23 protein-coding genes are annotated in these 24,233 nt (G+C 53.4%); 6 read left to right on the top strand and 17 right to left on the bottom strand.

The window, feature by feature from the left end; translation table 11 throughout:
* Nucleotides 1-9: 9 nt before the first annotated feature.
* The 4 genes from K1X45_RS12655 to K1X45_RS12640 all read right to left on the bottom strand — a co-directional run bounded on the left by K1X45_RS12655 (nucleotide 10) and on the right by K1X45_RS12640 (nucleotide 2,776).
* Nucleotides 10-390, bottom strand: coding sequence for a PTS glucitol/sorbitol transporter subunit IIA (locus K1X45_RS12655; RefSeq protein ID WP_220159027.1), 381 nt, complete (start codon nucleotides 388-390; stop codon nucleotides 10-12).
* Nucleotides 391-477: 87 nt separating this feature from the next.
* Nucleotides 478-1,470, bottom strand: coding sequence for a PTS glucitol/sorbitol transporter subunit IIB (locus K1X45_RS12650; RefSeq protein WP_075654241.1), 993 nt, complete (start codon nucleotides 1,468-1,470; stop codon nucleotides 478-480).
* A gap of 16 nt (nucleotides 1,471-1,486) precedes the next feature.
* The gene (locus K1X45_RS12645) at nucleotides 1,487-2,287 is read right to left on the bottom strand and encodes a PTS glucitol/sorbitol transporter subunit IIC (RefSeq protein WP_122092352.1); all 801 of its coding nucleotides are present in this window, start codon (nucleotides 2,285-2,287) and stop codon (nucleotides 1,487-1,489) included.
* A 54-nt stretch (nucleotides 2,288-2,341) separates the two neighbouring features.
* A complete protein-coding gene (locus tag K1X45_RS12640; protein ID WP_220159026.1) occupies nucleotides 2,342-2,776 on the bottom strand; it encodes a transcriptional regulator GutM in 435 nt (144 codons plus the stop codon).
* Between the two features lie 205 nt (nucleotides 2,777-2,981).
* Here K1X45_RS12640 and K1X45_RS12635 point away from each other — a divergent pair, with 205 nt between their 5' ends.
* A complete protein-coding gene (locus K1X45_RS12635; RefSeq protein WP_220160495.1) occupies nucleotides 2,982-3,629 on the top strand; it encodes a hypothetical protein in 648 nt (215 codons plus the stop codon).
* Nucleotides 3,630-3,739: 110 nt separating this feature from the next.
* Here K1X45_RS12635 and K1X45_RS12630 read toward each other — a convergent pair whose 3' ends face one another.
* From K1X45_RS12630 to K1X45_RS12615, 4 genes are all read right to left on the bottom strand, one after another.
* The gene (locus tag K1X45_RS12630) at nucleotides 3,740-5,071 is read right to left on the bottom strand and encodes an acetoin dehydrogenase dihydrolipoyllysine-residue acetyltransferase subunit (protein ID WP_220159025.1); all 1,332 of its coding nucleotides are present in this window, start codon (nucleotides 5,069-5,071) and stop codon (nucleotides 3,740-3,742) included.
* Nucleotides 5,072-5,073: 2 nt separating this feature from the next.
* Nucleotides 5,074-6,072 (bottom strand): alpha-ketoacid dehydrogenase subunit beta, encoded by a 999-nt coding sequence (locus K1X45_RS12625; RefSeq protein WP_022710184.1) that lies wholly within the window; start codon nucleotides 6,070-6,072, stop codon nucleotides 5,074-5,076.
* A gap of 7 nt (nucleotides 6,073-6,079) precedes the next feature.
* On the bottom strand, nucleotides 6,080-7,117 hold the full coding sequence (locus K1X45_RS12620; protein WP_116086585.1) for a thiamine pyrophosphate-dependent dehydrogenase E1 component subunit alpha: 1,038 nt from the start codon (nucleotides 7,115-7,117) through the stop codon (nucleotides 6,080-6,082).
* 68 nt (nucleotides 7,118-7,185) lie between these two features.
* Nucleotides 7,186-8,505, bottom strand: a complete 1,320-nt coding sequence (locus K1X45_RS12615; RefSeq protein WP_220159024.1) for an NAD(P)H-dependent oxidoreductase — start codon at nucleotides 8,503-8,505, stop codon at nucleotides 7,186-7,188.
* Between the two features lie 391 nt (nucleotides 8,506-8,896).
* Here K1X45_RS12615 and K1X45_RS12610 point away from each other — a divergent pair, with 391 nt between their 5' ends.
* The 3 genes from K1X45_RS12610 (at nucleotide 8,897) to K1X45_RS12600 (ending at nucleotide 11,150) form a co-directional block, all read left to right on the top strand.
* On the top strand, nucleotides 8,897-10,306 hold the full coding sequence (locus K1X45_RS12610) for a PTS galactitol transporter subunit IIC (protein WP_220159023.1): 1,410 nt from the start codon (nucleotides 8,897-8,899) through the stop codon (nucleotides 10,304-10,306).
* Nucleotides 10,307-10,377: 71 nt separating this feature from the next.
* The gene (locus K1X45_RS12605) at nucleotides 10,378-10,839 is read left to right on the top strand and encodes a PTS sugar transporter subunit IIA (protein ID WP_022710188.1); all 462 of its coding nucleotides are present in this window, start codon (nucleotides 10,378-10,380) and stop codon (nucleotides 10,837-10,839) included.
* 23 nt (nucleotides 10,840-10,862) lie between these two features.
* A complete protein-coding gene (locus K1X45_RS12600; RefSeq protein ID WP_022710189.1) occupies nucleotides 10,863-11,150 on the top strand; it encodes a PTS sugar transporter subunit IIB in 288 nt (95 codons plus the stop codon).
* A 52-nt stretch (nucleotides 11,151-11,202) separates the two neighbouring features.
* Here K1X45_RS12600 and K1X45_RS12595 read toward each other — a convergent pair whose 3' ends face one another.
* Nucleotides 11,203-12,393 (bottom strand): Xaa-Pro peptidase family protein, encoded by a 1,191-nt coding sequence (locus K1X45_RS12595; RefSeq protein ID WP_220159022.1) that lies wholly within the window; start codon nucleotides 12,391-12,393, stop codon nucleotides 11,203-11,205.
* Between the two features lie 187 nt (nucleotides 12,394-12,580).
* Here K1X45_RS12595 and K1X45_RS12590 point away from each other — a divergent pair, with 187 nt between their 5' ends.
* Entirely contained in the window at nucleotides 12,581-13,216 is a 636-nt protein-coding gene (locus K1X45_RS12590) for a flavin reductase family protein (protein WP_022710191.1), read from the top strand.
* Nucleotides 13,217-13,220: 4 nt separating this feature from the next.
* Entirely contained in the window at nucleotides 13,221-13,919 is a 699-nt protein-coding gene (locus tag K1X45_RS12585) for an aspartate/glutamate racemase family protein (protein WP_220159021.1), read from the top strand.
* Nucleotides 13,920-14,081: 162 nt separating this feature from the next.
* Here K1X45_RS12585 and K1X45_RS12580 read toward each other — a convergent pair whose 3' ends face one another.
* From K1X45_RS12580 to K1X45_RS12545, 8 genes are all read right to left on the bottom strand, one after another.
* Nucleotides 14,082-15,065, bottom strand: coding sequence for an ABC transporter ATP-binding protein (locus tag K1X45_RS12580; RefSeq protein WP_075654231.1), 984 nt, complete (start codon nucleotides 15,063-15,065; stop codon nucleotides 14,082-14,084).
* The gene (locus tag K1X45_RS12575; RefSeq protein WP_220159020.1) at nucleotides 15,065-16,057 is read right to left on the bottom strand and encodes an ABC transporter ATP-binding protein; all 993 of its coding nucleotides are present in this window, start codon (nucleotides 16,055-16,057) and stop codon (nucleotides 15,065-15,067) included. Before K1X45_RS12575 ends, K1X45_RS12580 begins: the two co-directional genes overlap by 1 nt.
* Before the next feature lies 1 nt (nucleotide 16,058).
* Nucleotides 16,059-17,573, bottom strand: coding sequence for an amidohydrolase family protein (locus K1X45_RS12570; RefSeq protein ID WP_220159019.1), 1,515 nt, complete (start codon nucleotides 17,571-17,573; stop codon nucleotides 16,059-16,061).
* Nucleotides 17,570-18,763, bottom strand: a complete 1,194-nt coding sequence (locus K1X45_RS12565) for an amidohydrolase family protein (RefSeq protein ID WP_022709822.1) — start codon at nucleotides 18,761-18,763, stop codon at nucleotides 17,570-17,572. Before K1X45_RS12565 ends, K1X45_RS12570 begins: the two co-directional genes overlap by 4 nt.
* 5 nt (nucleotides 18,764-18,768) lie before the next feature.
* Complete coding sequence (locus tag K1X45_RS12560) at nucleotides 18,769-19,716, bottom strand: ABC transporter permease (protein WP_220159018.1); 948 nt, start codon at nucleotides 19,714-19,716, stop codon at nucleotides 18,769-18,771.
* Nucleotides 19,717-19,725: 9 nt separating this feature from the next.
* Entirely contained in the window at nucleotides 19,726-20,697 is a 972-nt protein-coding gene (locus tag K1X45_RS12555) for an ABC transporter permease (RefSeq protein ID WP_116086566.1), read from the bottom strand.
* A gap of 68 nt (nucleotides 20,698-20,765) precedes the next feature.
* Nucleotides 20,766-22,337, bottom strand: coding sequence for an ABC transporter substrate-binding protein (locus tag K1X45_RS12550; protein WP_370627037.1), 1,572 nt, complete (start codon nucleotides 22,335-22,337; stop codon nucleotides 20,766-20,768).
* 233 nt (nucleotides 22,338-22,570) lie between these two features.
* Complete coding sequence (locus K1X45_RS12545) at nucleotides 22,571-24,136, bottom strand: ABC transporter substrate-binding protein (RefSeq protein WP_116086565.1); 1,566 nt, start codon at nucleotides 24,134-24,136, stop codon at nucleotides 22,571-22,573.
* Nucleotides 24,137-24,233: the final 97 nt, after the last annotated feature.

Below are 24,233 nucleotides of genomic sequence, written 5' to 3'. Positions count from 1 at the left end.
AGTCTGAATTTATGCGTGAATGATAATCGTGGTGCCGGTCTGCAATTGCGCCACCAGCGCCTGCGTATCCACTTCGGAAGCGCAAATTTCTCCCGGACGTTCAGTACTCCCGGCACCATTGAACGAAATCACCACATGACCGATATCCAGCACTTTCTGCCATGCGCTGGAGCCGACAGAGGTAATAGTCGCCTCAAGCGAGCCGATGCTGATCCTTGCGCCGGTTGCAGGGGCTTCAGCAGACGGTTGGTCTTCCACCGCATGAAGCACAGAAACCTCTGCCAGTTCTGACGGAGAGCCGTCAGCAAACAGGATAACAACGCCGCCTTCAGCCAGATCCGCCACTTCAGGACCCACAGCGGTAATCCGCGTTTTAAGAGAAATTGTCATAATGGCGGAACCTTTCAATCTATTCTGCTTTTGCAAGAGCGGTCAGTCATTAGCGACCAGACCGCTCTTTGTATTGTATGTGTTATTTTAAAGAACCATCAGGCTCACAGCCCATGCAATCAGCACCGAAACCGGCCCCATGATCTGACGGCTGATGAGAACCGCAGGCACACCGATTTCGATGGTTTTCGGCTTGGCTTCACCCAATGCCAGACCAACCGGCACAAAGTCACAGCCGACCTGCGTGTTATAGGCAAACAGTGCAGGCAGAGCCATTGCCGGAGCAATTGTGCCATTGGCAATTTGCGGCCCGATAATTGCCACACCAACCACCTGCGCAATCACCGCACCGGGTCCGAGAACCGGTGACAGAAACGGCAGGCCGCAGATTGCGGACAAGATCAGCAGGCCGATAATATTATTGGCAAGCGGCCCCAGCGGCTGTGCGAGAATATCGCCGATACCGGTATAGAGGATGAAGCCGATCAACATGGTAACGAAGGCCATGAATGGCAATACGTTACGGATAACCTGATCGATGGTACGGCGACCGGCATTAAAGAATACGCCGACAATACCGCCCATTACACGGCCAACACTGCTGATAAAGCCGATCAGACCGCCCTCAGAAGGCTGTTCAACCGGTGCAGCAGCAGGTGCCTCAGCCTTGGTCTGTGCCGCAGCGGCAGCAGCCGGTGCGGAACCATCTGCAAGGGCAATATTTTCAGACTTCACACCCGACACATAAATGTCTTCGGTAATATACTGTGCCAATGGCCCTGACTGGCCGACCGGCATCACATTAACGGTCGGAATACGCTTGCGCGGATAAACACCACAACGTGCCGTGCCGCCGCAATCCACGATTACAACAGCCATTTCGCTTTCAATCGGCGGGCTTTTAAAGCCATCAACCGCTTCTGCGCCGGTCAGGTCTGCAATCTGACGGGCAATCGGGTGGATACCGCCGCCGGTGACAGAAACAACCTTGTTGCGTTGTTCGGTCGGCTGAATGGTCAGCGGGCCGCCCCAGCCGCCGGAACCCGGATTAATCGTTACGGATTTATAGGTTTTTGCCATGTTCCCCTCCCGCCCCTCAGAGCTCAATGCCCTGACGGCGCGCCATAATGGCGGTAATACGTTCTGTCAGCATACCTTTGAGCAGGATCACCACGAGACCGACCAGCGCATACCAGATGGCCACAGTGATATGATAACCGCCCGGCACTGCGCCCTTCTTTTCCAGCTCCAGCAGAGCCACAAGAATGCCGCCCCAGACGAAATACTCGCCCGGATTGATATGCGGGAACAGGCCAAGCGGCGGATGCACATAGGAAACCGCAGCATCGTAAAATGCAGGCTTGTGCTTTTCTTCGAGGAATGAACCGAAGGTGTAAGCCATCGGATTGGTCAGGAAGAAGACTGAAAGCAAAGGCAAAACCGTATAACGGGTCAGCGCGATACGTCCGGCACCGCGTGCCAGACCATGCACGCGCTTTTCGCCCACCAGTTCGGTGATCGCGTAGAAAGCGGTCATCAGCACGATCAGTGTCGGGATGATACCGGTAACAAAGCCGGTCAGAACCTCGCCGCCCTTCTGGAACACACCGATAAAGTGTTTACCCAAAGCGGTAAGCCAGCCGAGTTGCTCCTCCTGCTGCACATTTTGCAGGCGTTCACGGAACTGATCGACAGTGATATTGCCGCCGGTTGCAGCCGCTGTTCCCGTATCGGTGCTGGCCTGCGCCAATACCACGAGATCATTGCCGCTTTGCTGCACCGCCATTTTGCTGTGCAGCCCTGCGTTTAACACTGCATCGGATACCAGCCCCCCCGCATGATGCAGGGATTGCATGGTGACGTCGGCATGTTGTGCCAACATTGCTGTAATTGACATATTACCTCCCTGATTGCCGCACCGGACATGCGGCCTCCCCTACTCTTTTTTAGTTCAGGCTTCCGCTGTCTTCAGACCGGTTAGTCCGGTCTCTCCGTCAGACGTATCAGCCAGCCTTTCGGCCTGTTCGATTGCAGAACGCACCGCATGTGCCACAGCCGGCTGAAATGCGTCCTGTTCCAGCTGCTCCCGCAATTGGGTCAGTGTCAGCCCTTCAAAAGCATCACGACGGGTGAATTTGGCAAAGACTGTACGACCGCTCATCTCCAGCAATCTGTGCACAACCAGATCACGATCCACTACGATCAGAACAATAACGCCCTTACCGAAACGCCCGCGCACATGACCGGCACCAACATATCCGTCTTTGTATTTATTGCTGATGCCCTTCATGACATCGGTATAGTGACGCATCTGGAACCAGACACCCAGCGACTGGAAACCCCAGAGCAATGCCAAAGCTAATAATGCCCATTGCCATATCGCCATACGATATCCTCCCGACTGCCTCTGAACCCGTCATCAGCTCATTCTCCCGAGTGAATTAGAGAACATTTGTTTTTTTCAATGTCAATATGTATAATTCATTACACGCAGGTCAAAGCGAATGGACCATGACATTTCTCCTGTCATCGCTTATGATTACTGTCAATAAAGTGCCCGCATAAAAGACCGATATAAGAAAGAGCTCATGATGGATCTGCTATTCAAAAACCAGATGGCAAATGTGCCTGATTTACGGCACAGGCTGCGTCAGCTGCGCTGGTTTCGGGCGACTTTGCGTAAACATGCCGGTCTGATTACCGAAATGACCGGTATGCGCTATGATATTGATGAAAAACGCCTGACGGAAGCCTTTCTCAACTGGATCGAGCTGGTCAATCAGAACAAGCATTATGCTGCTGTTGACCGCAAGGATTTCATTATTTTTGCCGCCGGTCTGGTTCTTAAAGAACTGATCCGCCTCAGCCCCGCCAGAGCCGTGAATGCGCCGGATAAAATTCTGACCGGCGAGATGGAAAATTTGAACGAAATCATCCGCTTCTGGCCGGAAGGTTTTCTCTATACCAATTACTGTATCTGTGCGATTGCCGCGATACAGGAACAAGAATTCGGCATAAGCCCAGATATTGACCAGAGCGCCAATGATCTGCGCACCTGGTGGACATATAAAGAAAATGCGTCTGAAATGCCGGGCTTTGCTATCGCCTTTCTCGACAAGTTTTTGGGACAGGAACCTAATTGGGTGATGCCGGATTTTGCCTCGGCACGCGCGGCAGTGCAGCGCGCACTCGGCGCAGACAATCCTGCCGTTGCACTTACGCAGCCGTCTCATAATTAAAATGAAAAAATCCCCCGCAGGATGGAAAGGAAAGCCTTGCATCCGGCGGGGGTGGGATCAGAAAAACAGGCTATACAGAGGGAACGGTATGCAACCTGTTTTCTGCAATTTTATTGTGCTGCCCTGCTGCACTCGCCGATGATACGCAGCACAACATCACGCTGCTCCAGCTGAGGCATATGTCCGCAATTGCGGAACACATGCACACCAACTTCTCCCGGCAGGCCATGGGCATGAGCCACGGGAATAATGCGATCCTGCGCACCGAAAATCAGCCGCACAGGAATTGCCAGCCCCTCAAGGCTTGAGCGGATTTCAAATGTCTGCGTATTGTCCGCACATAAATGCGCCGCCATACCGGCTTGTGCTGCACGTAGTTCCGTATCCTGTGCCTGCGCAACCGTTGCGTTGATGAAAGCTCTGGAGAGCATGTTCTCATCGGCAAACAGTTCTTTCAGCCAAGGTACAATGCTTGCTTCACTTTTGGCCTGCACCAGACCGTTGAGGAATGCACCATTGATCTGCGGGCCGAGACCGGCAGAAGAAATCAGAACCAGCGAGCGCACATCCGCAATGCCGCGCGCGGCTGTGACAGCTGCAACAGCGCCACCCATCGAATGACCGACCAGAATACAGGCTTCAACTCCATGCGCTGCCAGCGTTGCTTCCACACTGGCTGCAATCGCATCAATACTCTCTGGCACATAACGCGGTGAGCCGCCATGGGCTGGCAGATCAAGCGCCAGAACCGGATTGCGCAAAGTACCGCCGGCCAGCAACATACGCCAGCTATTGAGATCTGACGCGAAGCCATGGATCAGCACAATTGGCAACTGCCCGCTTTCACCTTGGCGCAACCAAACTGCATTGAGCGCAGCTTGCACCGGTGATGTGAGTACCGGACGAGGCGCAGTGGCCTGCACCGGCGAAGCAGCAGGTGCCGCACTTGCCAAGCTGGACTCTATGTCTTTCTTCTGAATACGGCCTTTAGGACCGGAGCCCTGTACCGCATTCAGATCAAGACCTGCATCTTTCGCCAGCCTGCGCGCAAGCGGGGTCGCACGAATGCCTGCAATTTCAGTCTGTGCAACCGGCGCGGGGGTAACAACCGGCTGCACAGCGGGGGCTTCAGAGACTGAATGCGATATTTGCGGTTCAACAGCCGGTTCTGAAACCGGTGTGCTGGCAGCTTTCCGCTCCTCGCCTTCAGCATAAATCCATGCAACAGCCTGACCGACCGGCACGACTGCGCCTTCCGCAGCAGACACATCGCCGAGAATGCCGGATGCCGGTGCATCCACTTCCATAGCGGCTTTGTCTGTTTCAATCTCAAACAGCAACTGACCTTTGGTGACCGTATCGCCATCCTTGGCGTACCAGCGCGAAATCTGGCCGGTCTCCATATCCATATCAACTTTAGGCAGGATGACTTCAACCGCCATGACTAGCGCGCCCCCTTCACAAGTTCACGGGCGCTTTTGAGAATATCCGGCACCTGCGGCACCGTTGCCCGTTCAAGATCAGGATTATAAGGGATTGGTGTTTCCGCACCGCCAAGACGAATGATCGGAGCATCAAGATAATCAAATGCATCGCTTTCAGCAACAAGCGCACTGATTTCAGCGCCGATACCCAATGTTTTGACCGCCTCGTAAACACACATCAGTTTCGAGGTTTTCTTCACACTGGCAATAATGGTTTCGCGGTCGATCGGGCGCACAGAACGCAGATCAATCACTTCAACATTGATGCCTTCTTTGGCCAGTTCAGCAGCCGCATCCAGCGCCTTATGCACCATAATTGCCGAGGCAACGATGGTCAGGTCTGTACCTTCACGCACCACTTTCGCCTTGTTGAGCGGCACGGTGTAATAGCCTTCAGGGACTTCGCCCTTCATTTTGTAAAGCAGCTTATGCTCGAAGATCATCACCGGATCAGGATCTTCAACCGCTGCCAGCAACATGCCCTTCATATCATAAGGGGTAGACGGCTGGACAACTTTCAGACCCGGCACATGGCCCAGCCATGCCTCAATGCTCTGGCTGTGCTGCGCTGCAGCACCGGTGCCGGAACCGGCTGGAAAGCGCATCACCAGCGGCACGGAAACTGCACCGCCCAGCATGTAACGGATTTTTGCCGCCTGATTGACGATCTGCTCCATTGCGAGCGCCGCGAAATCAGAGAACTGGAATTCAAAAATCGGGCGCATACCGGTCAGGGCAGCACCGACGGCAACACCGGCACCGCCAAGCTCGGAGATCGGCGTATCCATCACGCGGTCTTCACCGAAACGATGCACCAGATCGCCGGTGACCTGAAAAGCACCGCCGTAAACACCAATATCTTCACCCATCAGGAAAACGCGCTCATCGCGCTCCATGGCGATTGCCATCGCTTCCTGAATAGCCTGCGAATAACTCAACTCACGGATTGTCGTGTCCATTTTTCTATCAGTCCGTGTATACGTCGCGTGTCAGATTGGAGAGATCCGGTGACGGGCTGTTCTTGGCGAACTCGATAGCGTCAGCGATCTCTTTTTCGACATTGGTGCGGATTGTTTCAATTTCGGCATCATCGATGAGGCCGTAGGTTTTCAGATCAGCCTCAAAGCGGGCAATCGGATCACGATTGGTTGCCCAATCCTCGATCTCTTCCTTGGTGCGGTAGCGGTTACGGTCGCTCTTGGAATGGCCGCGCAGGCGATAGGTCTTATTCTCGATCAGGGTCGGGCCTTCACCGCGACGCGCCCGCTCAATCGCCTCATGAGCGGCTTCGGCCACATCAGAGAGATTATTGCCGTCAACAATCACCCCCGGCATATTATAGGCCGCCGCGCGGTCAGCGATATTTTCAACTGCTGTCGAGCGTTTGGTCGAAGTGGACATGCCATAACCGTTGTTTTCACAAACAAAAACCACCGGCAGTTTCCAGACCGAGGCCATATTCAGCGCCTCGTGAAACGCGCCTTCATTATTGGCACCGTCACCGAAGAAGGAAATAACGACCTTGCCGTTTTTCTGTTTCTTGGCCGACAGAGCAGCACCCACAGCAATCGGAATACCGCCGCCGACGATACCATTGGCGCCGAGATTGCCCTTGGAGACGTCCGCAATATGCATGGAGCCGCCGCGGCCTTTGCAATAACCGGTTTCCTTGCCGAAGAACTCGGCAAACATGCGACCGATATCAGCGCCTTTGGCAATGCAATGCCCGTGACCGCGGTGGGTCGAGCCGATCATGTCATTTTCTTCCAGTGGCAGGCAGATGCCCATAGCGCTGGCTTCCTGCCCGATGGACAGATGCATAGTGCCGTGAATAAGTCCGCGGGTGTAGCTTTCTTCCGCGCCTTCTTCAAAACGGCGGATCAGATACATTTTATGCAGCGCTTCTTTCAGCTTTTCCGGTGAATATTCACGGAAAGCAAAGGGCAGATTGCGCAAATCACCCTTCGCGCCATCGTCCGTCTGAGCCTTTTTGACCTGAGCCATCAAAGTTTACTCCTCAAGGCACTCATCAGAACGGGAGCTGATGAGGCCATATATCAAATTCAAAAATGTCAGGCGCCGTAGACCAGTTTGTCCTGACGGGCGCGCAATTCTGCGATCTTGGAACCTGCTGCTACAGCGGCATTGGCATAGGTGATCAACTCACCCTTTTTGATCGGCGCTGTAACGATACCGCCCTGCAGCAAACCACATGGAATGGCTTTGGCTGCGCGGGCTTCACCGGCCGTCATGATCCATGCGCGGTAGCAATATTCACCGATAGCATCGAGGGTTTCACCGACCGCCATATCCTTCTTGGCAACGGCAGCGACTTCCGCCACCGGCTTATCCAGCGGCACCATATCCGGCTTGCCATAGAGCACGACGCGGGCGCAGGTCAGCGGCACTTCCAGCGAGGTCAGGTGGTACGGACGATGGAAGGTGAAATATGGGCCTTTACCCATTTTCAGATCTTCCATACGCTCGCTAATACGCGGATGGGACATGTCAGCAACAACAAACACGCCCGGTGCTACGCCTTTGCCAATGGTGTAATCAACCACGCCCACACGAGAGAGCACGCCGCCGTCTTTTTCAGGGATCAGGGTCGAGGAAAGCTGATCGAGCGTTGCGGCGGGACCATGCATACCGGCCTTATCAGGCACCAGACCGGTGGCATTGGCGATTGCCGCCATTTCCACCATGGTTTTGGAACCGTCAACGAATTCCACCAGCATGCGCACATTCATATTGCGGCGGATTGCTTCTTCCATATAGGCGTCCGGCACCGCATCAATATTGAGCGGATTGTTCTTACCTTTACCGGCAGCGACAATCGGGTGCCCCATAGCGGATACGAACTCAATCAGCTCCATACAGGAAGACGGCTCGTCACCGGCACCAAGCGAATAGGTAACACCGAGGCGATCCGCTTCGCTTTTCAGATAAGCGCCGATTGTCACATCAGCTTCAACATTCATCATGACGAGATGCTTGCCATGCTCCATGGCACGCAGACCGATTTCCGCACCGACGGCAGGCACGCCGGTCGCATCAATCACCACATCAATCAGATCATTCTCAAGGATCAGATTGGCATTGTCAGTAACAGCAACTTTGTGCGCTTCCATAGCAGCAGTCAGATCGGAAGCAGTATTAACCTCGCGGCCATGACCGCTTTCCTGAAAAGCAATATCGACAGCTTTCAGCGCATTCGGCACACGCAATTCGGAAATAGCACCAATCTCAATACCAGGCATATGCGCAACACGGGTCACAATATCCGTGCCCATTTCACCTGATCCGATCAGGCCGATACGAATTGGCCTGCCGCTATCAGCACGGGCTTTCATATCGCGGGCAAGCCCTGTCAGCGCAACATTGGTGGTCATGAGTTCCTCCTGAGAGCGTTTTGGGTGCTTGACGCTCTGTCTGATTTTATCAGTTCTATAATCGGGTATTGAACATTTGTATTCAAGTCAATACCTCTGTTCAATTCATCAGCAGTAAAACAGTCGCAGGTCACGGCACAAAAGCGTAAAACCACGCCGCAGTAGCATCACGAAAACCAATGCATGGCATCAGGGAAAAATGCTGAGCTGCGTAAATTTCTGTATATTTTCCGCTAAAAACACGGCTTATTAAGAGCGAAATTCTTCAGGTCATATTTGCCCCCGATTGACTTGGATATAAATTTCGCAGATACACTTTGGTATTAACTAAAAAACAAATGTTGCATCACAACATAATAACGCTCTTACATATCCCGGGAGGCTTGGAGATATGAATGAATTCCTGAATGGCTTGAAATCCGCGATTGATACACTGGGGCCAACAGTCCTGCTGCCAATTGTGATCTTTATTATCGCCGTCATCCTTGGGGCAAAGGTCGGCAAGGCGTTTCGCGCGGCCGTCACCATCGGCGTTGCCTTTATCGGTATCAATCTGGTGCTTGGCCTGATGTTCACCTCAATCGGTGAAGTTGCACAGGCAATCGTTACCAATACCGGCATTAAGCGTGACATTGTTGATGTGGGCTGGCCTTCTGCCGCCGCCATTGCCTTCGGCTCTTCCGTCGGTCTGTGGGTTATTCCGGTCGGCATCGCGGTCAATATTGCATTGCTGCTGATGCGCTGGACACGCACACTCAATGTTGACGTGTGGAACTTCTGGCACTTCGCCTTTATCGGCTCGCTCGTTGTCGCTGCGACCGACAATCTGGCCTATGGTATTGCCATTGCCGCTCTGGTTGCCGCGCTCTCGCTGCTGTTTGCCGACTGGTCAGCGCGTGCCGTTCAGCAATTCTATGATGTGCCGGGTATTTCCGTTCCGCATATTGCATCAGCGCAAATTCTGCCGATTGCCATTGTTGTGAACTGGGTTCTCGACCGCATTCCGGGCATCAATAAAGTCAATATCAGCACAGAAACCATTGAGCGCCGCTTCGGTGTTTTCGGGGAACCGGTGGTGCTCGGCCTGATTATAGGTTTAGTTCTGGGAACCATCGCCTTTTACAATGCCGGTGATTTCGGCACGGTACTGGCCAAGGTTCTCGGTACAGGTATGACACTGGCCGCTGTGATGCTGCTGCTGCCGCGCATGGTGAAAATTCTGATGGAAGGCTTGTTGCCGGTATCCGATGCCGCGCAGGAATTTGTGCGCAAGCGCACCGGCGACCGCGAATTGCTGGTCGGCCTTGATTCAGCAATCCTGATCGGTCATCCGGCTGCGATTTCTTCATCGCTGATCCTTGTGCCGATTGCGATCCTGCTCTCGGTTATCCTGCCGGGCAACCGCGTTATCCTGTTTGCTGATCTTGCGGTTATTCCTTTCATCGTGGCGCTCACCGCCCCGCTTTTGAAAGGCAATGTGTTCCGCATGGTTATTGTCGGTACAATCACGCTGACAATCGGCTTCTATGTGGCTAATGCTCTGGCACCGCTATTCACCAGCGCCGCCGTCTCTTCGGGCTTCAAGCTGCCGGATAATGCTTTGCAGATTACTTCGGTGGTCGATGGCTTCCTGTGGATTCCATATGTTATCATTGAAGCAATTCAGTGGCTTGGCGTTGCCGGTATCGGTGTACTGGCTGTAGTTGTGGCTGCTCTGTTTGTACTCTACCGCCGCAATACGCTGGCTTGGGAGCGTGCAGCCGGTGCCGCTGATGAGTCTGCAGATCAGGCCGCAACCTGATAATCATCTCAAGCATTTACCCCGTTATCGCGGGGTAAATGCACAATATTCATAGTGAACGGAGAAACAGGATGGCTACCAGCCTCTTCAATTCCCTTACAGCTGACGCAATTCTGCTCGGCGTTGAGGCAAAAACCAATGAGGAGGTTATCCGTCTCCTGGCCAGCCGGTTGCATCAGCTCGGCTATGTCAAAGACAGCTATGCCGATGCGGTTGTGAAACGCGAACAATCCATGCCGACCGGCCTGCCGCTGGAGCGCACTGACAATGTGGCTGTGCCGCATACTGATCCTGAGCATGTGCTGAAAGCAGCAATTGCCATGGCCACGCTGAAAACGCCGGTTGATTTCGCGAATATGGAAGATCCGGATGAAACAGTCGGCGTCGGCACCGTGTTCCTGCTTGCCATCAATGATAAAGACAAGCAGATCGAAACACTGCAATCCATTATGGGCGCAATTCAGTCACCGGAGATTCTCGACGGACTGAAACTGGCACAGACAACAGACGACCTTAAAAAACTACTCGGTTAAATAAGATTATAAGGAGCGACCTCATGGCTAAACAGAAAACCATTCTCTTTGCCTGCGGCACCGGCATCGCCACCTCAACAGCGGTGAATGCCACTGTAACCGAGGAAATGAAAAAGCGCGGTCTCACTTTCAACGCTCAGCAGGCCAAAGCTACGGAAGTGCCGTCTCTTGCAGACAATGTGGATTTCATCGTCTCGACCACACCGATCTCAGCATCTGTGACCAAACCGGTCATCAAAGGTCTGGCCTTTCTGACCGGTATCGGCAAAGACAAGGTTCTGGATGAAATTGAAGCCGAGTTGCGCAAATAATTCACGCTCCGGAAACAAAAAAGCCGCTCAGTTTTGAGCGGCTTTTAGTTTTTTAACCGAACGGTTGCGTCATGCTAAATGACGGCTCGGTGAACCATTCAGCACCCTGCTCAGTCATATAGAAATGATCTTCCAGACGGATACCGAATTGTTCCGGCACAACAATCATCGGCTCGTTGGAAGCGCACATCCCTGCCTGTAAAACAGTCTTATTCCCGCGCACCAGATAAGGTGCTTCGTGAATGGTCATGCCAATGCCGTGACCAGTGCGGTGTGGCAGACCCGGCAATTGATAATCCGGCCCCAGACCGTGGCGCTCCAGCACCACACGCGCTGCATCGTCTACTGCGCCACAAGTGACGCCGATTTTGGCAGCCGCAAAAGCTGCAAGCTGCGCCTCTTTTTCAATATCCCAGATACGCTGCTGCTCAGAGGTCGGTGTGCCGAAAATATAGGTACGGGTCAGATCGGAATTATAACCCTGCACCAAACAACCGGTATCGACCAACACCATGTCATTTTCTGCCAGCACATCATCCTGCGGCAAACCATGCGGGAAAGCAGTAGAGCGGCCAAACTGTACAGCGCAGAAAGTGCTGCCATTGCTGCCGATAGCCTTATGCGCTTCATTGATGAATGTGCGCACAGTACTGGCTTTGATACCCACATGCAGAATACGGGCAGCGCGACGATGCACTTCCAGTGTCATCTGCATGGCCTGTTTCATGATCGCGATTTCAGCCGGTGACTTCACGCTGCGACAGCCATCAATAATTACCGTTGCATCCTGCAAGGTGACGGAAGATGCAGCTTTACCGATACCGCTGGCCATGCCAAATGGCAGCGCCGGATCAATAGCCAGAACCTTGCAATTCTCGTCCTGCAGAATTTGTGCCACCAGCTCAGACGGGCTTTCATGCTCTTCCCAGAGGCGAATGCGTGCATCCATAATCCGCACAGCTTCCAGCGATCCCGCTTCAAAAGCCGGACAGACCAGATAGGGTTCGCCTTTCAGCGGCAGTACCATCGCCACCAGACGCTCGATCATGCCCCAGCCGATACCGGTGAAATAATTGAGGCTGGTGCCTGCGCCAACGATCAGCGCATCTGCACCGCTTTCCGCCATCAGTCTGCGGGCTTTTTCAATGCGCCCCAGCCGCTCAGCGACTGATATTGCCGGTGCAATATCTGTCCAAGGGCGAATTGCGCTCAGCTCTGTAGCGTAATCAGAACCACCAATCATCAGTCAGACCTTCCGTCTCTTTCAGAATTTGCAATCTCATATATCAGCTTCATATCGCTGAATATAGCAGATTTCTTTTTCTTTAATTGCAAACAAAGACGGAAATTATTGACAACATATTTGTAGACAATATTAGCGAATTTTTCTAAGCTGAACCGACTCCACAACAATAAACGGGGGAACATGAATGGATTTTGATTTCACGCGTATGGATCCGCAGGATCGCTACCGGTTGCTGACAAATTTTGTCGGCCCGCGCCCGATTGCTCTGGTCACAACCCGCGCGGAAAACGGGCAGGACAATGCCGCCCCGATGAGCTTTTTCAACGTCTTTTCTCATGATCCTGCGATTGTCATTCTCGGTATTCAGACAAGGCAGGACGGGCGGGAAAAGGATACGGTTCTCAATATCCGCAGAACACAGGAATTTACCGTGAATATGGTGGATATGGCACTTTCCGATGCCATGCTGGTTTGCGGTCTCGGCTTTGAGCCGGATGTTGACGAAGTGGCAATGGCCGGCCTGTCATCGCAGGAAGGTGCGCAGGTTTGCTCCCGCTGGCTGCCTCAATCGCCGTGCTCCATGGAATGTCGGGTAGAACGGCTGATTGATTATGAGCGCCGCGTCATCGTGCTTGGCGAGGTTGTGCATATGCATGTGCGCCGCGACTGTCTGGATGATGCTGGCCGTTACGTCAATCCGGACACCTATCAGCCAATCGCCCGTCTGCATGCCGATAATTACATCGCTTCCGATAACCAGTTCGTTCTGAAATCGCCGGGATTAGCTGCGTTTCAGGATCGTCTGACCAATAAAGGCTAAGCCCTTGCGCATACTCCTTATCAATCCGAACTCCACCCAGTCCATGACCGATCAGGCAGAACGCAGCGCCCGCCGCGCAGCTTTGCCGACCACTGTCATTGAAGCGATCAATCCGGCAGACACCCCGCGCAGTATCGAAGGTCATGCCGACGAGGCGATGGCCGTTCCTTCCATGCTGCAGCTCATCCGCGGAGGTGAAGCGAAAGGCTTTAATGCCTATGTTGTTGCCTGTTTTGATGACCCCGGACTGGACGCCGCGCGTGAAGTTGCAGGAGGGCCGGTTTTCGGCATTTGTCAGGCCGCCGTGCAGGTTGCCATGACCATTTCCAAACGCTTCTCCGTTGTCACTACCCTGCCCCGCTCTGTGCCGATTATTGAGGATCTGGTGCAGGAATATGGCGCAAGCCATCACTGCCGCCGCGTGCGCTCGATTGATATGCCGGTGCTGGCTCTGGAAGACGATGCCTGCCACACGGAAGAAATGCTGGTGCAGGAAATTGAACGCGCCAAACGCGAAGACCATGCAGAAGCGATTGTGCTCGGCTGTGCCGGTATGTCTGAACTGTGTGAACGGCTGGAACAGCGCTGCGGTCTGCCGGTGATTGACGGTGTAACCGCTGCGGTCAAACTCGCAGAGGCCTATGTCAGCGCCGGATACCGCACTTCCAAAGCCGGTGCCTATGATTATCCGCGTGTGAAATAACCACGCGCACCACCGCTATTCAAAAGCCTCCGGCCAGCAATGTCCGGAGGCTTTTTAATGTGTAAAAAACAAAAGACGACAGAGTGACCTCTGCCGCCTTTTGCCGGATGGTGCCGGATATCCGAAGACATCCGGCACGGAGGGTTCTTCTAAATTTAAGCCTTAAATCTCGCCGATGCGGTGGCAGGCAACACGGCTGCCGTCATCATAGGCTTTCATTTCCGGTTTTGTAGCCGAGCAGCGACTGTCGGCAAAGGCACAACGCGGATGAAAAGTACAACCCGAAGGTGGTTTCAGCGGACTTGGCACTTCACCGCCGCCGATCACACGGTCACGATGCGGTTCGGCAATATTCGGGATCGTTTCCAGAAGCAGGCGTGTGTAAGGATGTTTCGGATCGGAAAACAGGGTTTCCGTGTCCGCTTCCTCAACAATCCGCCCCAGATACATCACCGCAATACGATCCGACATATGGCGGACAACGCTCATATCGTGGCTGATGAACAGGAAGGTCAGGCCAAGTTCATCCTGAAGTTTGCGCATCAGATTGAGGATTTGCGCCTGCACGGAAACGTCCAAAGCCGAGGTCGGCTCATCGCAAACCAGAAATTCCGGTTCACCGGCAAGTGCACGGGCAATCGAAATACGCTGACGCTGACCACCGGAAAATTCATGCGGGAATTTCTTGCCGTCCGATGGTGCAAGACCAACGATTTTCAGCAATTCTTCCACACGGTCGTTGATCTCGGCTTCAGTCTTACGCAGTTTCAGTTCACGCAGCGGTTCAGCAATAATGCTGTGCACCCGCCAGCGCGGATTGAGGCTGGCATAGGGATCCTGAAAGATCATATGAGCCGACAGCGGCGCACCGTTTTTGGACGGAGCAAAACGGATTTCACCATTGCTCGGGCGGTAAAGACCCGTCACCAGACGCGCCACGGTGGACTTGCCGCAACCGGATTCACCAACAAGGCTTAAACACCCGCCCTGCGGCACGCTGAAACTGATATCATTGACCGCATGCAGCATCTGGCGCGGTTTGCGCTCGATCACACGATTGAGCCATGGCGCGGAAACATCGAAGCAAATGCTTAAGTCTTTGACTTCAAGCGCGGCAGGTGACTGTTTCATAGCAATATCATTCATCAGGCAGCTCCCGCATTGAGCCAGCAGGCACTGACACCTGATCCGCCGGTAACCGGCATCAGATCAGGCCGTTCCTTATGGCAACGGTCAAAGGCTTTCACGCAGCGCGGATTGAAGGCACAACCGCTCGGAATAGCATCGAGACGCGGCATGGAACCGTCAATCTGGTTGAGCCGTTCCACGCGCTTTCCGAGCGCCGGAATGGAGCTCATCAGACCGCGTGTATACATATGGCTCGGATTTTTCAGCACGGTTTCAACGGGGCCGTTTTCCACCAGACGTCCGGCATACATCACCGCCACACGATCAGCAGTTTCCGCAATCACACCCATATCATGGGTCACCAGCATGACCGCTGTGCCATGTTCTTTGCAGAGACGACGCAACAGCGAAGTGATCTGCGCCTGAATAGACACGTCCAGCGCAGTTGTCGGCTCATCCGCGATAATCAGTTTTGGCTCTGCGGCCAGTGCGAGTGCAATCACCACGCGCTGACGCATACCGCCGGAGAACTGATGCGGATAATGATTGATGCGGTCTTCCGGTGCCGGAATACCCACTTCTTTCAACAGCGAAATCGCCCGTTCCTGTGCCTGTGTGCGGTTTAAGGCTAAATGCTGGGTAATGGTTTCCACCAGCTGTGATCCGATGGTGAAAAGCGGGTTAAGCGAGGTCAGCGGATCCTGAAAAATCGCGCCGATTTCACGGCCGCGGATTTTCTGCATTTCCTTGTCGCTGAGATTATCAATCCGGCGACCATTGAGCAAAACTTCACCACCGGCAATATGCCCCGGCGATTCAAGCAAGCCCTGCACGGCCAGACCGGTCATGGATTTACCGGCACCGGATTCTCCAACCACGCCGAGAATTTCTCCCGGCATGATCGACAGGCTGACATCGGACAAGGCGGTTAATGTGCCGCGTCTGCCCGGAAAATCCACCCGCAGATTTTTGACCTCAAGGGTCGGTTTATTGGACGAGGTATCTGCCATATTATGCTTCCTCTCCATGTTTGCCAGCCAGCGGATAGCTTGGCGGGAAAATCTCTGATACCGGCGGATTATTGTAGGAACGCTCGGGATATTTGGCGATCAGGCCGTCATATTGTGCCTGTGCCTGCGCACGTGCTGCCTGCATATCAATGCCTGCAACTTCACCGTGACGCATCGACAGACGACCATCGACAAACACGGCTTTGGTGACTTTGCCGGAACCGCCGGTGACCAGTGTGGTGATCGGGTCGATGCTTGGTGCCATGAATGTGTCATCAAGACCGAACACAGCGATATCTGCCTTGGCTCCTGCCTGCAGGCGACCAAGATCGTCGCGTCCCAGTGCTTTAGCGCCGCCCAGTGTCGCTGCATCAAACAGATCAGCACAGCGGATGCTTTCCGGTGTACCGTCATTGATACGGCAGGTAATCAGCCCGATCAGCAGGTTCATCAGCATATCGGGCGGTGTGGTGTCGGTGCCCATAGCAATATTGATGCCACGCTTTTTCACACTGGAGAACGACTTCAGCGTGCTGCCGCCACGGGCTGAAACCAGCGGACAATGAATGATCGACACATTATTCTGCGCGTAAAGTGTCAGATCTTCATCTGTAGCATTGGTGGCATGAGGAGCAATAATCCGGTCATTGAGCACACCAAGGCTGTTGAGCCAGACCGGTGCAGTGGTGCCGTGAAGACTGCGCACGGTTTCCACTTCCATCTGACCCTGCGCCATATGCAGACGGATTTTACAATCCAGCTCACGCGCCACATCCTGCGTGCGCTTCAGTAAATCAGCGGTGCAGGTTTCCACACGATCCGGCGCCAGCATACCACGTACCAGATCACCATGACGGCCATTCTGACGGGCAATATAATCAGCCGCATCTTTGAGGCCGGAAAAACCGCGCTCTTCGTTAAAGACCGGTACAATTTTGCCTGGTTTTTCCAGCATCATGCCGCCGGAACGGTAAGCAGGGCTTAAGTAGACACGCAGACCGAGATCACCGGCTGCATCCGCCGCCGCATCAAATTCCGCAACGGTTTCACCCCATTCGCGATAAAACAGCGAGGCAATCGGTGCTGCCGTGGTGATACCGTTTTGCAAAAGCTGACCGAAAGCAAAACGCTTCTGAAATGCCAGTTCATCCTGACTGTACATTTCATAAGGGCCGCTATCGATATAGGATTTTGGCCAGACACGGCCTTTCGCCCAACCCGGATGATGGTCAATACCGAGAATGGTCGTGTCGAGATCGGACAGCGCATCGAGGTCAATCAAACCCGGACTGATGAGCGCATTGCCGAGATTAATACGGCGGGCAACATCACCGGCAAAATCGTGACCGACAAACAGCACCGTGCCGTCTTCGATCACCACTTCACCATTTTTATACAGGCGATGCTGGCCATCAATATGCCCAAGCACCCATTGTGCTGTGAGCAGTGTGCGCCCCTCAGGACGCTCACCCAGTTTCAGGCTTTCAAGTGCAGTGAATTGTGTCTTGTCAGTCATGGCATTTCCACCACTGCTTTACCGTTACGCGCAGTAACGCGGCCGCCTTTAATCACCAGCGGGCGTGGTGCCACATCAACAACCGCATGAGCCAGTGTCTGACCAGTGAGCAATGTCATGTCAGCTTTGCAGCCAACATCCAGACCGTAACCTTCCAGTTGCATCACATCAGCGCCGCCCTGCGAGCAGATATGCAGCACATGTTCCAGATCCACGTCACGACGCAGGCCGTTTTTCATGCCAATCACTTTGGCACGGTCGATCATATCCGGCTGACCCCACGGGCCCCATGTATCGCGGATACCGTCACAACCGGCACCCATGCGAATGCCTGCTTCTTTGAGGCGCAGTACAGACGGAACCGGAACAGAAGGCGCGCCGGTCGTGAGAATGGCAACATCAAGCTCTGCCAGTTGCTCAAGAAGGCTCGACACGCGCAGATAATCATTCGCACCCAGCGTGAAAGCATGGCTGATCGCGACTTTACCCTGCATGCCAGTGGCGCGGATGCGTTCGAAAATCAGTTCCATCGTGAAAGCACCGAGCTCGCCCAATTCGTGCAGATGGATATCTATCGGCTTGCCATGTTTTACAGCCAGCGCAAACAGTGCATCCAGCTGTCCTTTCGGATCACGGTCGATACCGCAAGGATCAATACCGCCCAGCACTTCACAGCCCTGTTTCAGCGCTTCATCCAGCAATTCCAGTGTACCCGGCATCACCATCAGACCGGATTGCGGGAAAGCCACGATTTCGATGTCGATCAGGTCTTTGAGTTTCTCGCGGGTTTCAAACACGCCTTCGAGAATTTTCAGACCATGGGTCGTATCAATATCCACATGGCTGCGGATGTGGCTAGAACCGTGGGCAATCAGGCCAATGGCATGGCGCATCGACTGAATATGCGGATCGAGACCGATTTCAAGACGCTTTTCACGTTCAAAATCAATACGCTCACGCAGTGAGGCCTGCTTGCCGTTCACATGCCAGTCGAGACCCCAATTGGTTTTATCCAGATGGGTATGGGCATCAATCAGACCAGGGATAACAATATGTCCCTGACCGTCTTCAACAGCCACACCTTCCGCACTGAGATTGGTTCCGTACTCAGCGATACGACCATTACGGATCAGAATATCGGTGACAGCACCTGCCTGCGGGCGCACATTGCGCAACAAAAGATCAGACATAAATTTTACCTCAGTTTCGGATTAAGGGCATCGCGCAGCCAGTCGCCGAGCACGTTGACAGAAACAACGAGCAGGCAGAGCTGCAGAACAGGGAAAACGGTGATCCACCACAGGCCGGAGAACAGGAACTGGTTGCCCAGACGGATCAGTGTGCCAAGGCTCGGCTGGCTCGGCGGCATACCGATACCAAGGAAGGAGAGCGTGGCTTCGGTGAGAATTGCCATACCGAAATTCAGCGTCGCTGCCACAAGGATCGGCGTCAGTGTATTCGGCAGAATATGGTACATCATGATACGGCGGGATGGCACTTTGAGCAAACGTGCAGCCTGTACATATTCCTTGGAGCGCTCAACAATCGTCTGCGCACGCACGGTACGGGCATATTGCACCCAGCCGGACAATGTAATCGCCAGCACCAGAACACCGGCAGCCGCATAGTCACGCAGATCGGCAGGCAGCATCTGGCGCACCACGGCGCTGACCAGAATAGCGATCAGAATGGTCGGGATCGACAAAAGCACATCACCGATACGCATCAGCAGATTATCGATAATGCCCTGCATATAACCGGCGATCAGACCAAAGCTCAAACCCACGATCAGCGACAGCACAACGGAAGCCACGCCGATCAGGATGGAGATACGTGAGCCATAAAGAATGGCGGAGAGAATATCGCGTCCCTGTGTGTCTGTACCCAGTAGATAAGGCCACTGACCGTCAGCACTCCAGATCGGCGGCAGTTCGGAATTCCACAGATCAAGCTGTGCCGGATCAAACGGATTTTGTGGTGCGATCAGCGGCGCAGCAAAAGCGGTCACGATCATGAAAAACAGCAGAAAGGCTGCAATCATTGCCGGTTTATTACGGGTGAATGACCACCAGAGATCACTGTCACGCATACGCTGCCAGCGGCTTTGCGGTTTCACAATCGGGGCGTTTATTTTGTCTGTCATGTCTGCCCCTTAACGTGTAGCGGCGCGCAGGCGCGGATCAATCACAGCATAGGTGATATCAACAAGCGTATTCAGCGCAACAAAGATGAAAGAAACAATGCAAAGATAGGCGGCCATCACCGGAATATCGATAAATGTCACGGCCTGAATGAACAGCATGCCCATGCCCGGCCACTGGAACACGGTCTCGGTAATCAGCGCAAAAGCGATCAGGGAGCCGACATTCATCGCGGTCATGGTCACAACCGGCATTAAGCAATTGCGCAGCGCATGGCGGAAATAGATGCGATAGCGCGGAATACCACGGGCGCGGGCGAATTTAACAAAATCGGAGCGCAGGGTTTCCAGCATTTCGGCACGTACCAGACGCATAATCAGCGTGATCTGATAGAGCGACAATGCAATGGATGGCAGGATCAGCGCCAGCCGTCCTGAATGGGTGAGAAAACCGGTTGACCACCAGCCAAGCTGCACAACATCGCCGCGACCAAAGGCAGGCAGCAAACCAAGACTTACCGAGAAGACGAGAATAAGCAAAATACCGACCACAAAACTCGGCAGAGACACACCGATGATCGAGGCGAACTGGAACAGTTCCGTATACCATTTGCCACGATGGATGGCCGTAATCACCCCCATCGGAATACCGATAATCAGCGACAGCAGGGTGGCGACAATCACCAGCTCCATCGTTGCGGGAAAGCTCTCGGCGATCAGCCCCAGCACTTCCTGACCATTACGATAGGAAATACCGAAATTGCCCTGAACAGCATCGCTGACAAATCGCGCATATTGCGTGATAAAACCGTCATTCAGCCCCAGACGTTCGCGCAGATTGTCACGGTCGATCTGGCTCATCTGTTCATTGGCCATCAGTTCAACAGGATCGCCCGCAAAACGGAAAATCATGAAAGCCAGCAATGCCACGGCGAGCATAACCATCGCCGCATTTGCCAGTCGCTTGATTATAAATACAAGCATTCAGTTCCCTCTCCCAAGGATAATCATGCTATGCCGCAATCTGTATGACCGCGGCATAGCTAAATTCGTTATTTCTTCAGAACAGTCAGCCAGTGGCGCGGCTTGTTATCAGCCTGCTGGACAACGCTTTCCACTTTGTCGGTGAGAACCCATGCAATCGGCTGCTGGTGCAGCGGCAACTGGATGATTTCTTTTTTGACGATTTCCAGTGCCTGTGTCTGCAAGGCCAGACGCTTCTCACGATCCATTTCCGTGGAAGCTGTTGTCACCAGCTTGTCCAGTTCCGGATAGGACCAGCCGCCCCAGTTGAACACACCGGCAACGCCGGATTTGGTCTGGATGACCTGCATCAGAATGGAATAGCTGTCGAGCATCGGCTCATTCGCCCAGCCGAGAATATAGGCATCAGCCTGACCGGCTGTACGTTTTGGTGCCTGTACGGCTGTCGGCCCGATATCCAGCGACGGTTTGAAACCGGCACGGGTCAGCATGGAAACCATGCCGTTGCACAGCTCTTCTTCATTCAGGTAATTTTCATAGGTGCAGACCAGCGTGAACGGGAAGCCTTCCGCGCCGTTTTCCTTCAACAGCGATTTCGCTTTGTCCACATCATAGCCGTAGAGCGTGTCCAGCTCCGGCACATAGCCCGGAATTTCCGGTGCAATAATCGTACCGGCATTACGGGATTTATCACGCATAATGCGCTTTTTAATCAGATCCATATCCAGCGCATGAGCAAAAGCCTGACGCACACCCAGCTTATTAAACTGGTTTTCATCACCGTTGTGCAGCTTCTCACGACGCTGGAAGCCAACAAACACAGTGCGCAGATCGGTGCGCTCCATCAGGCGCAGACCCGGAGCTGAAGCCAAACGCGCCAAATCCTGTGTCGGTGCAGATTCAGAGAAATCCACATCGCCGCCAAGCAGAGCTGCTACACGGGTTGCTGCAGAGGTAATCGGGGTAAATTCGATCTTGTCGATATTATGCTGCGGCTTATCCCACCAGCCTTCATTTTTCAGCAGGATGGTTTTGCTGTCCGGCACGCGGCTTTCCAGCTTGAACGGGCCGGTACCATTGGTGTTATAGGTCGCATAACCTTCCTTCTGCCCGCCCACATCGGTCGGCAGCAGGGAATCGTTCTTCACCAGCCAGTCTTCATCAAACATATGAATATTGGTCAGGTCATTGAGCAGCAGCGGATAAGGGCCTGTCAGCTCGATATCGATTGTATAATCGTCAACAATTTTAGCGGATTTATAGGCCGGCAGATTGCCACGCAGCGGCGATGTCGGGTGGCTCACGCGGGTGAGCGAGGCCAGAACGTCTTTGGCGGTGAAATCCGCACCGTCATGGAATTTCACATCCTTGCGCAGATTAAAGCGCCATGTGTTTTCACCGACAACTTCCCAGCTAGTTGCAAGGGACGGCTCGATCTTCAGATCGGCATTATAGCGCACGAGCCCTTCATAAATGTGGCTGAGAAAGGCAATCGTATAGCTGTCGCCGTAGGAATAAGGGTCCATCGAATAGACATCATGCGCTGCGCCCCAGCGCAAAGTCTCAGCAGAAGCAATATGCGCGGTATGACCTAATGCGAAAGCCATCAGACCCGCGAGGATCGATTTTCTGAATTTCATGAATTTGTTCCCCAAAAAAGACAACCGGCTCTTCACTCTTGATGGTGTTTTGTCCGGACGGGGAGAGTGTGTGGAATTCAGATTTCATTGTCAACTAAATTGTCGACATATTTTTTTACAAAATATTAGAGCAAACAGATAATATCGGGGAAAACCTGATCCAAAAACAGAAACAGCGCCTGCAAATGAACCTTGCAGGCGCTGTAAATATCGAAATTCAGCAAATATTATGCTTATTTAGCAATACGCGTCAGCCAGTGGCGCGGCTTATTGTCGGCACGAATGGTGACATCTTCCACTTTTTTGGTCATGCCCCATGCCATCGGCTGCTGATGCAGCGGAATCATGATCACTTCGGATTTAACAATGCCGAGTGCCTCGGATTCCAAAGCCAGACGCTTGTCACGATCCATTTCCAGCGCTGCTTTTTCCGTCAGCGCATCGAGTTCAGGATAAGACCAGCCGCCATAATTGGCCACACCGGCAGCGCCTTTGCGCGATGACAGAACCTGCACCAGAATGGAATAGGCATCCAGTGTCGGCTCATTCGCCCAGCCGATCATGAACATATCGGATTTACCGCTGGAGCGTTTCGGCGCCTGAACAGCACGCGGTCCGATATCCAGCTTCGGTTTCAGGCCAACACGACTCAGCATGGTGACGATCACCGAGCAGACATCCTCTTCATTCACGCTCTCATCATTCATGCAGAGATAGGTGAATTCTGTGCCGACAGCACCGGCTTCTTCCAGCAATTTCTTGGACAATTCCGGATCATATTTTGTCGGAATATCCAGCTCTTTCGTATAGCCCGGAATTTCCGGCGCAACGACAGTACCGGCCGTATGGGTCATGCCGCGCATGACGCGTTTTGCCAGCAAATCACGGTCAATCGCATGGTCAATTGCCTGACGCACACGAATATCATTAAAGAAATTATCGCGGCCGTCGTTCAGCTTTTCCTTGCGGTTGAACACCAGATTGATGGTGCGCAGATCAGGACGCTGCTCCACACGGATATCCGGTGTGCTTTCCAGACGCTTCACATCCTGCAGCGGCACACCATCTACCAGATCAATCTCACCGGAAAGCAGGGCTGCAACACGGGTTGCAGGCGAGGCAATCGGGGTAAATTCAATACGGTCAAGATTGTGCTTCGGTGTATCCCACCAACCATTATGTTTGACCAGAATGGTCTTGCTGTCCGGCACACGGCTTTCGAGCTGGAACGGGCCTGTACCATTGGTGTGGAAGGTTGTGTAACCTTCAACCTGACCACCAACATCGGTCGGCATTTCAGAATTATTTTTCACCAGCCAGTCGCCGTCGAACATGAAAATATTGGTCATGTCGTTCAGGAAAAGCGGGCTTGGCGACGAAACCTCAATATCAACGGTGTAATCATCAACAGCCGTTGCGCCGACAAACAGCGGAATATTGCCGCGCAACGGTGAAGACGGATGGCTGACGCGCTTCATGGAAGCAAGAACATCCGCTGAGGTGAAATCGGAACCGTCCTGAAATTTCACACCTTCACGCAGCTTGAAGCGCCAGACCTTATTGTCGATCAGCTCCCAGCTGGTTGCCAGCGCAGGCTCGACAACAAACTCCGGCGTATAGCGTACCAGACCTTCGTAAATATGGTTCAGAAACGCCAGATTGGACGTGCTGCCATAGGAATACGGATCCAGCGAGAAAATATCACGAGCACCGCCCCAGCGCAGTGTCTCAGCAAATGAAGCCGTGCTGATACAGGTCGCAACCGTGCAGAATAATAGTTTTTTCAGTAGTGAAGTCATAGTCGTCCCTCTCACCGACAGATAACAGCACCCTCCTTTTCCTCAGACGGGAGAGTGCCGAACAGGATTGAGACGATGTTTTATGCAGACATAATTG

It is taken from the genome of Pseudochrobactrum sp. Wa41.01b-1, from assembly GCF_019464455.1.
In the GTDB taxonomy this organism is placed as follows: Bacteria; Pseudomonadota; Alphaproteobacteria; order Rhizobiales; family Rhizobiaceae; genus Pseudochrobactrum; species Pseudochrobactrum saccharolyticum.
This window is presented reverse-complemented; position numbering and strand designations above follow the sequence as displayed.

Bases quoted from the DNA above. Each gene is read 5' to 3' on its own strand.
- K1X45_RS12655 (WP_220159027.1), bottom strand. From the start codon at position 390: ATGACAATTTCTCTTAAAACGCGGATTACCGCTGTGGGTCCTGAAGTG.
- K1X45_RS12650 (WP_075654241.1), bottom strand. From the start codon at position 1,470: ATGGCAAAAACCTATAAATCCGTAACGATTAATCCGGGTTCCGGCGGC.
- K1X45_RS12645 (WP_122092352.1), bottom strand. From the start codon at position 2,287: ATGTCAATTACAGCAATGTTGGCACAACATGCCGACGTCACCATGCAA.
- K1X45_RS12640 (WP_220159026.1), bottom strand. From the start codon at position 2,776: ATGGCGATATGGCAATGGGCATTATTAGCTTTGGCATTGCTCTGGGGT.
- K1X45_RS12635 (WP_220160495.1), top strand. From the start codon at position 2,982: ATGGATCTGCTATTCAAAAACCAGATGGCAAATGTGCCTGATTTACGG.
- K1X45_RS12630 (WP_220159025.1), bottom strand. From the start codon at position 5,071: ATGGCGGTTGAAGTCATCCTGCCTAAAGTTGATATGGATATGGAGACC.
- K1X45_RS12625 (WP_022710184.1), bottom strand. From the start codon at position 6,072: ATGGACACGACAATCCGTGAGTTGAGTTATTCGCAGGCTATTCAGGAA.
- K1X45_RS12620 (WP_116086585.1), bottom strand. From the start codon at position 7,117: ATGGCTCAGGTCAAAAAGGCTCAGACGGACGATGGCGCGAAGGGTGAT.
- K1X45_RS12615 (WP_220159024.1), bottom strand. From the start codon at position 8,505: ATGACCACCAATGTTGCGCTGACAGGGCTTGCCCGCGATATGAAAGCC.
- K1X45_RS12610 (WP_220159023.1), top strand. From the start codon at position 8,897: ATGAATGAATTCCTGAATGGCTTGAAATCCGCGATTGATACACTGGGG.
- K1X45_RS12605 (WP_022710188.1), top strand. From the start codon at position 10,378: ATGGCTACCAGCCTCTTCAATTCCCTTACAGCTGACGCAATTCTGCTC.
- K1X45_RS12600 (WP_022710189.1), top strand. From the start codon at position 10,863: ATGGCTAAACAGAAAACCATTCTCTTTGCCTGCGGCACCGGCATCGCC.
- K1X45_RS12595 (WP_220159022.1), bottom strand. From the start codon at position 12,393: ATGATTGGTGGTTCTGATTACGCTACAGAGCTGAGCGCAATTCGCCCT.
- K1X45_RS12590 (WP_022710191.1), top strand. From the start codon at position 12,581: ATGGATTTTGATTTCACGCGTATGGATCCGCAGGATCGCTACCGGTTG.
- K1X45_RS12580 (WP_075654231.1), bottom strand. From the start codon at position 15,065: ATGAATGATATTGCTATGAAACAGTCACCTGCCGCGCTTGAAGTCAAA.
- K1X45_RS12575 (WP_220159020.1), bottom strand. From the start codon at position 16,057: ATGGCAGATACCTCGTCCAATAAACCGACCCTTGAGGTCAAAAATCTG.
- K1X45_RS12570 (WP_220159019.1), bottom strand. From the start codon at position 17,573: ATGACTGACAAGACACAATTCACTGCACTTGAAAGCCTGAAACTGGGT.
- K1X45_RS12565 (WP_022709822.1), bottom strand. From the start codon at position 18,763: ATGTCTGATCTTTTGTTGCGCAATGTGCGCCCGCAGGCAGGTGCTGTC.
- K1X45_RS12560 (WP_220159018.1), bottom strand. From the start codon at position 19,716: ATGACAGACAAAATAAACGCCCCGATTGTGAAACCGCAAAGCCGCTGG.
- K1X45_RS12555 (WP_116086566.1), bottom strand. From the start codon at position 20,697: ATGCTTGTATTTATAATCAAGCGACTGGCAAATGCGGCGATGGTTATG.
- K1X45_RS12550 (WP_370627037.1), bottom strand. From the start codon at position 22,337: ATGAAATTCAGAAAATCGATCCTCGCGGGTCTGATGGCTTTCGCATTA.
- K1X45_RS12545 (WP_116086565.1), bottom strand. From the start codon at position 24,136: ATGACTTCACTACTGAAAAAACTATTATTCTGCACGGTTGCGACCTGT.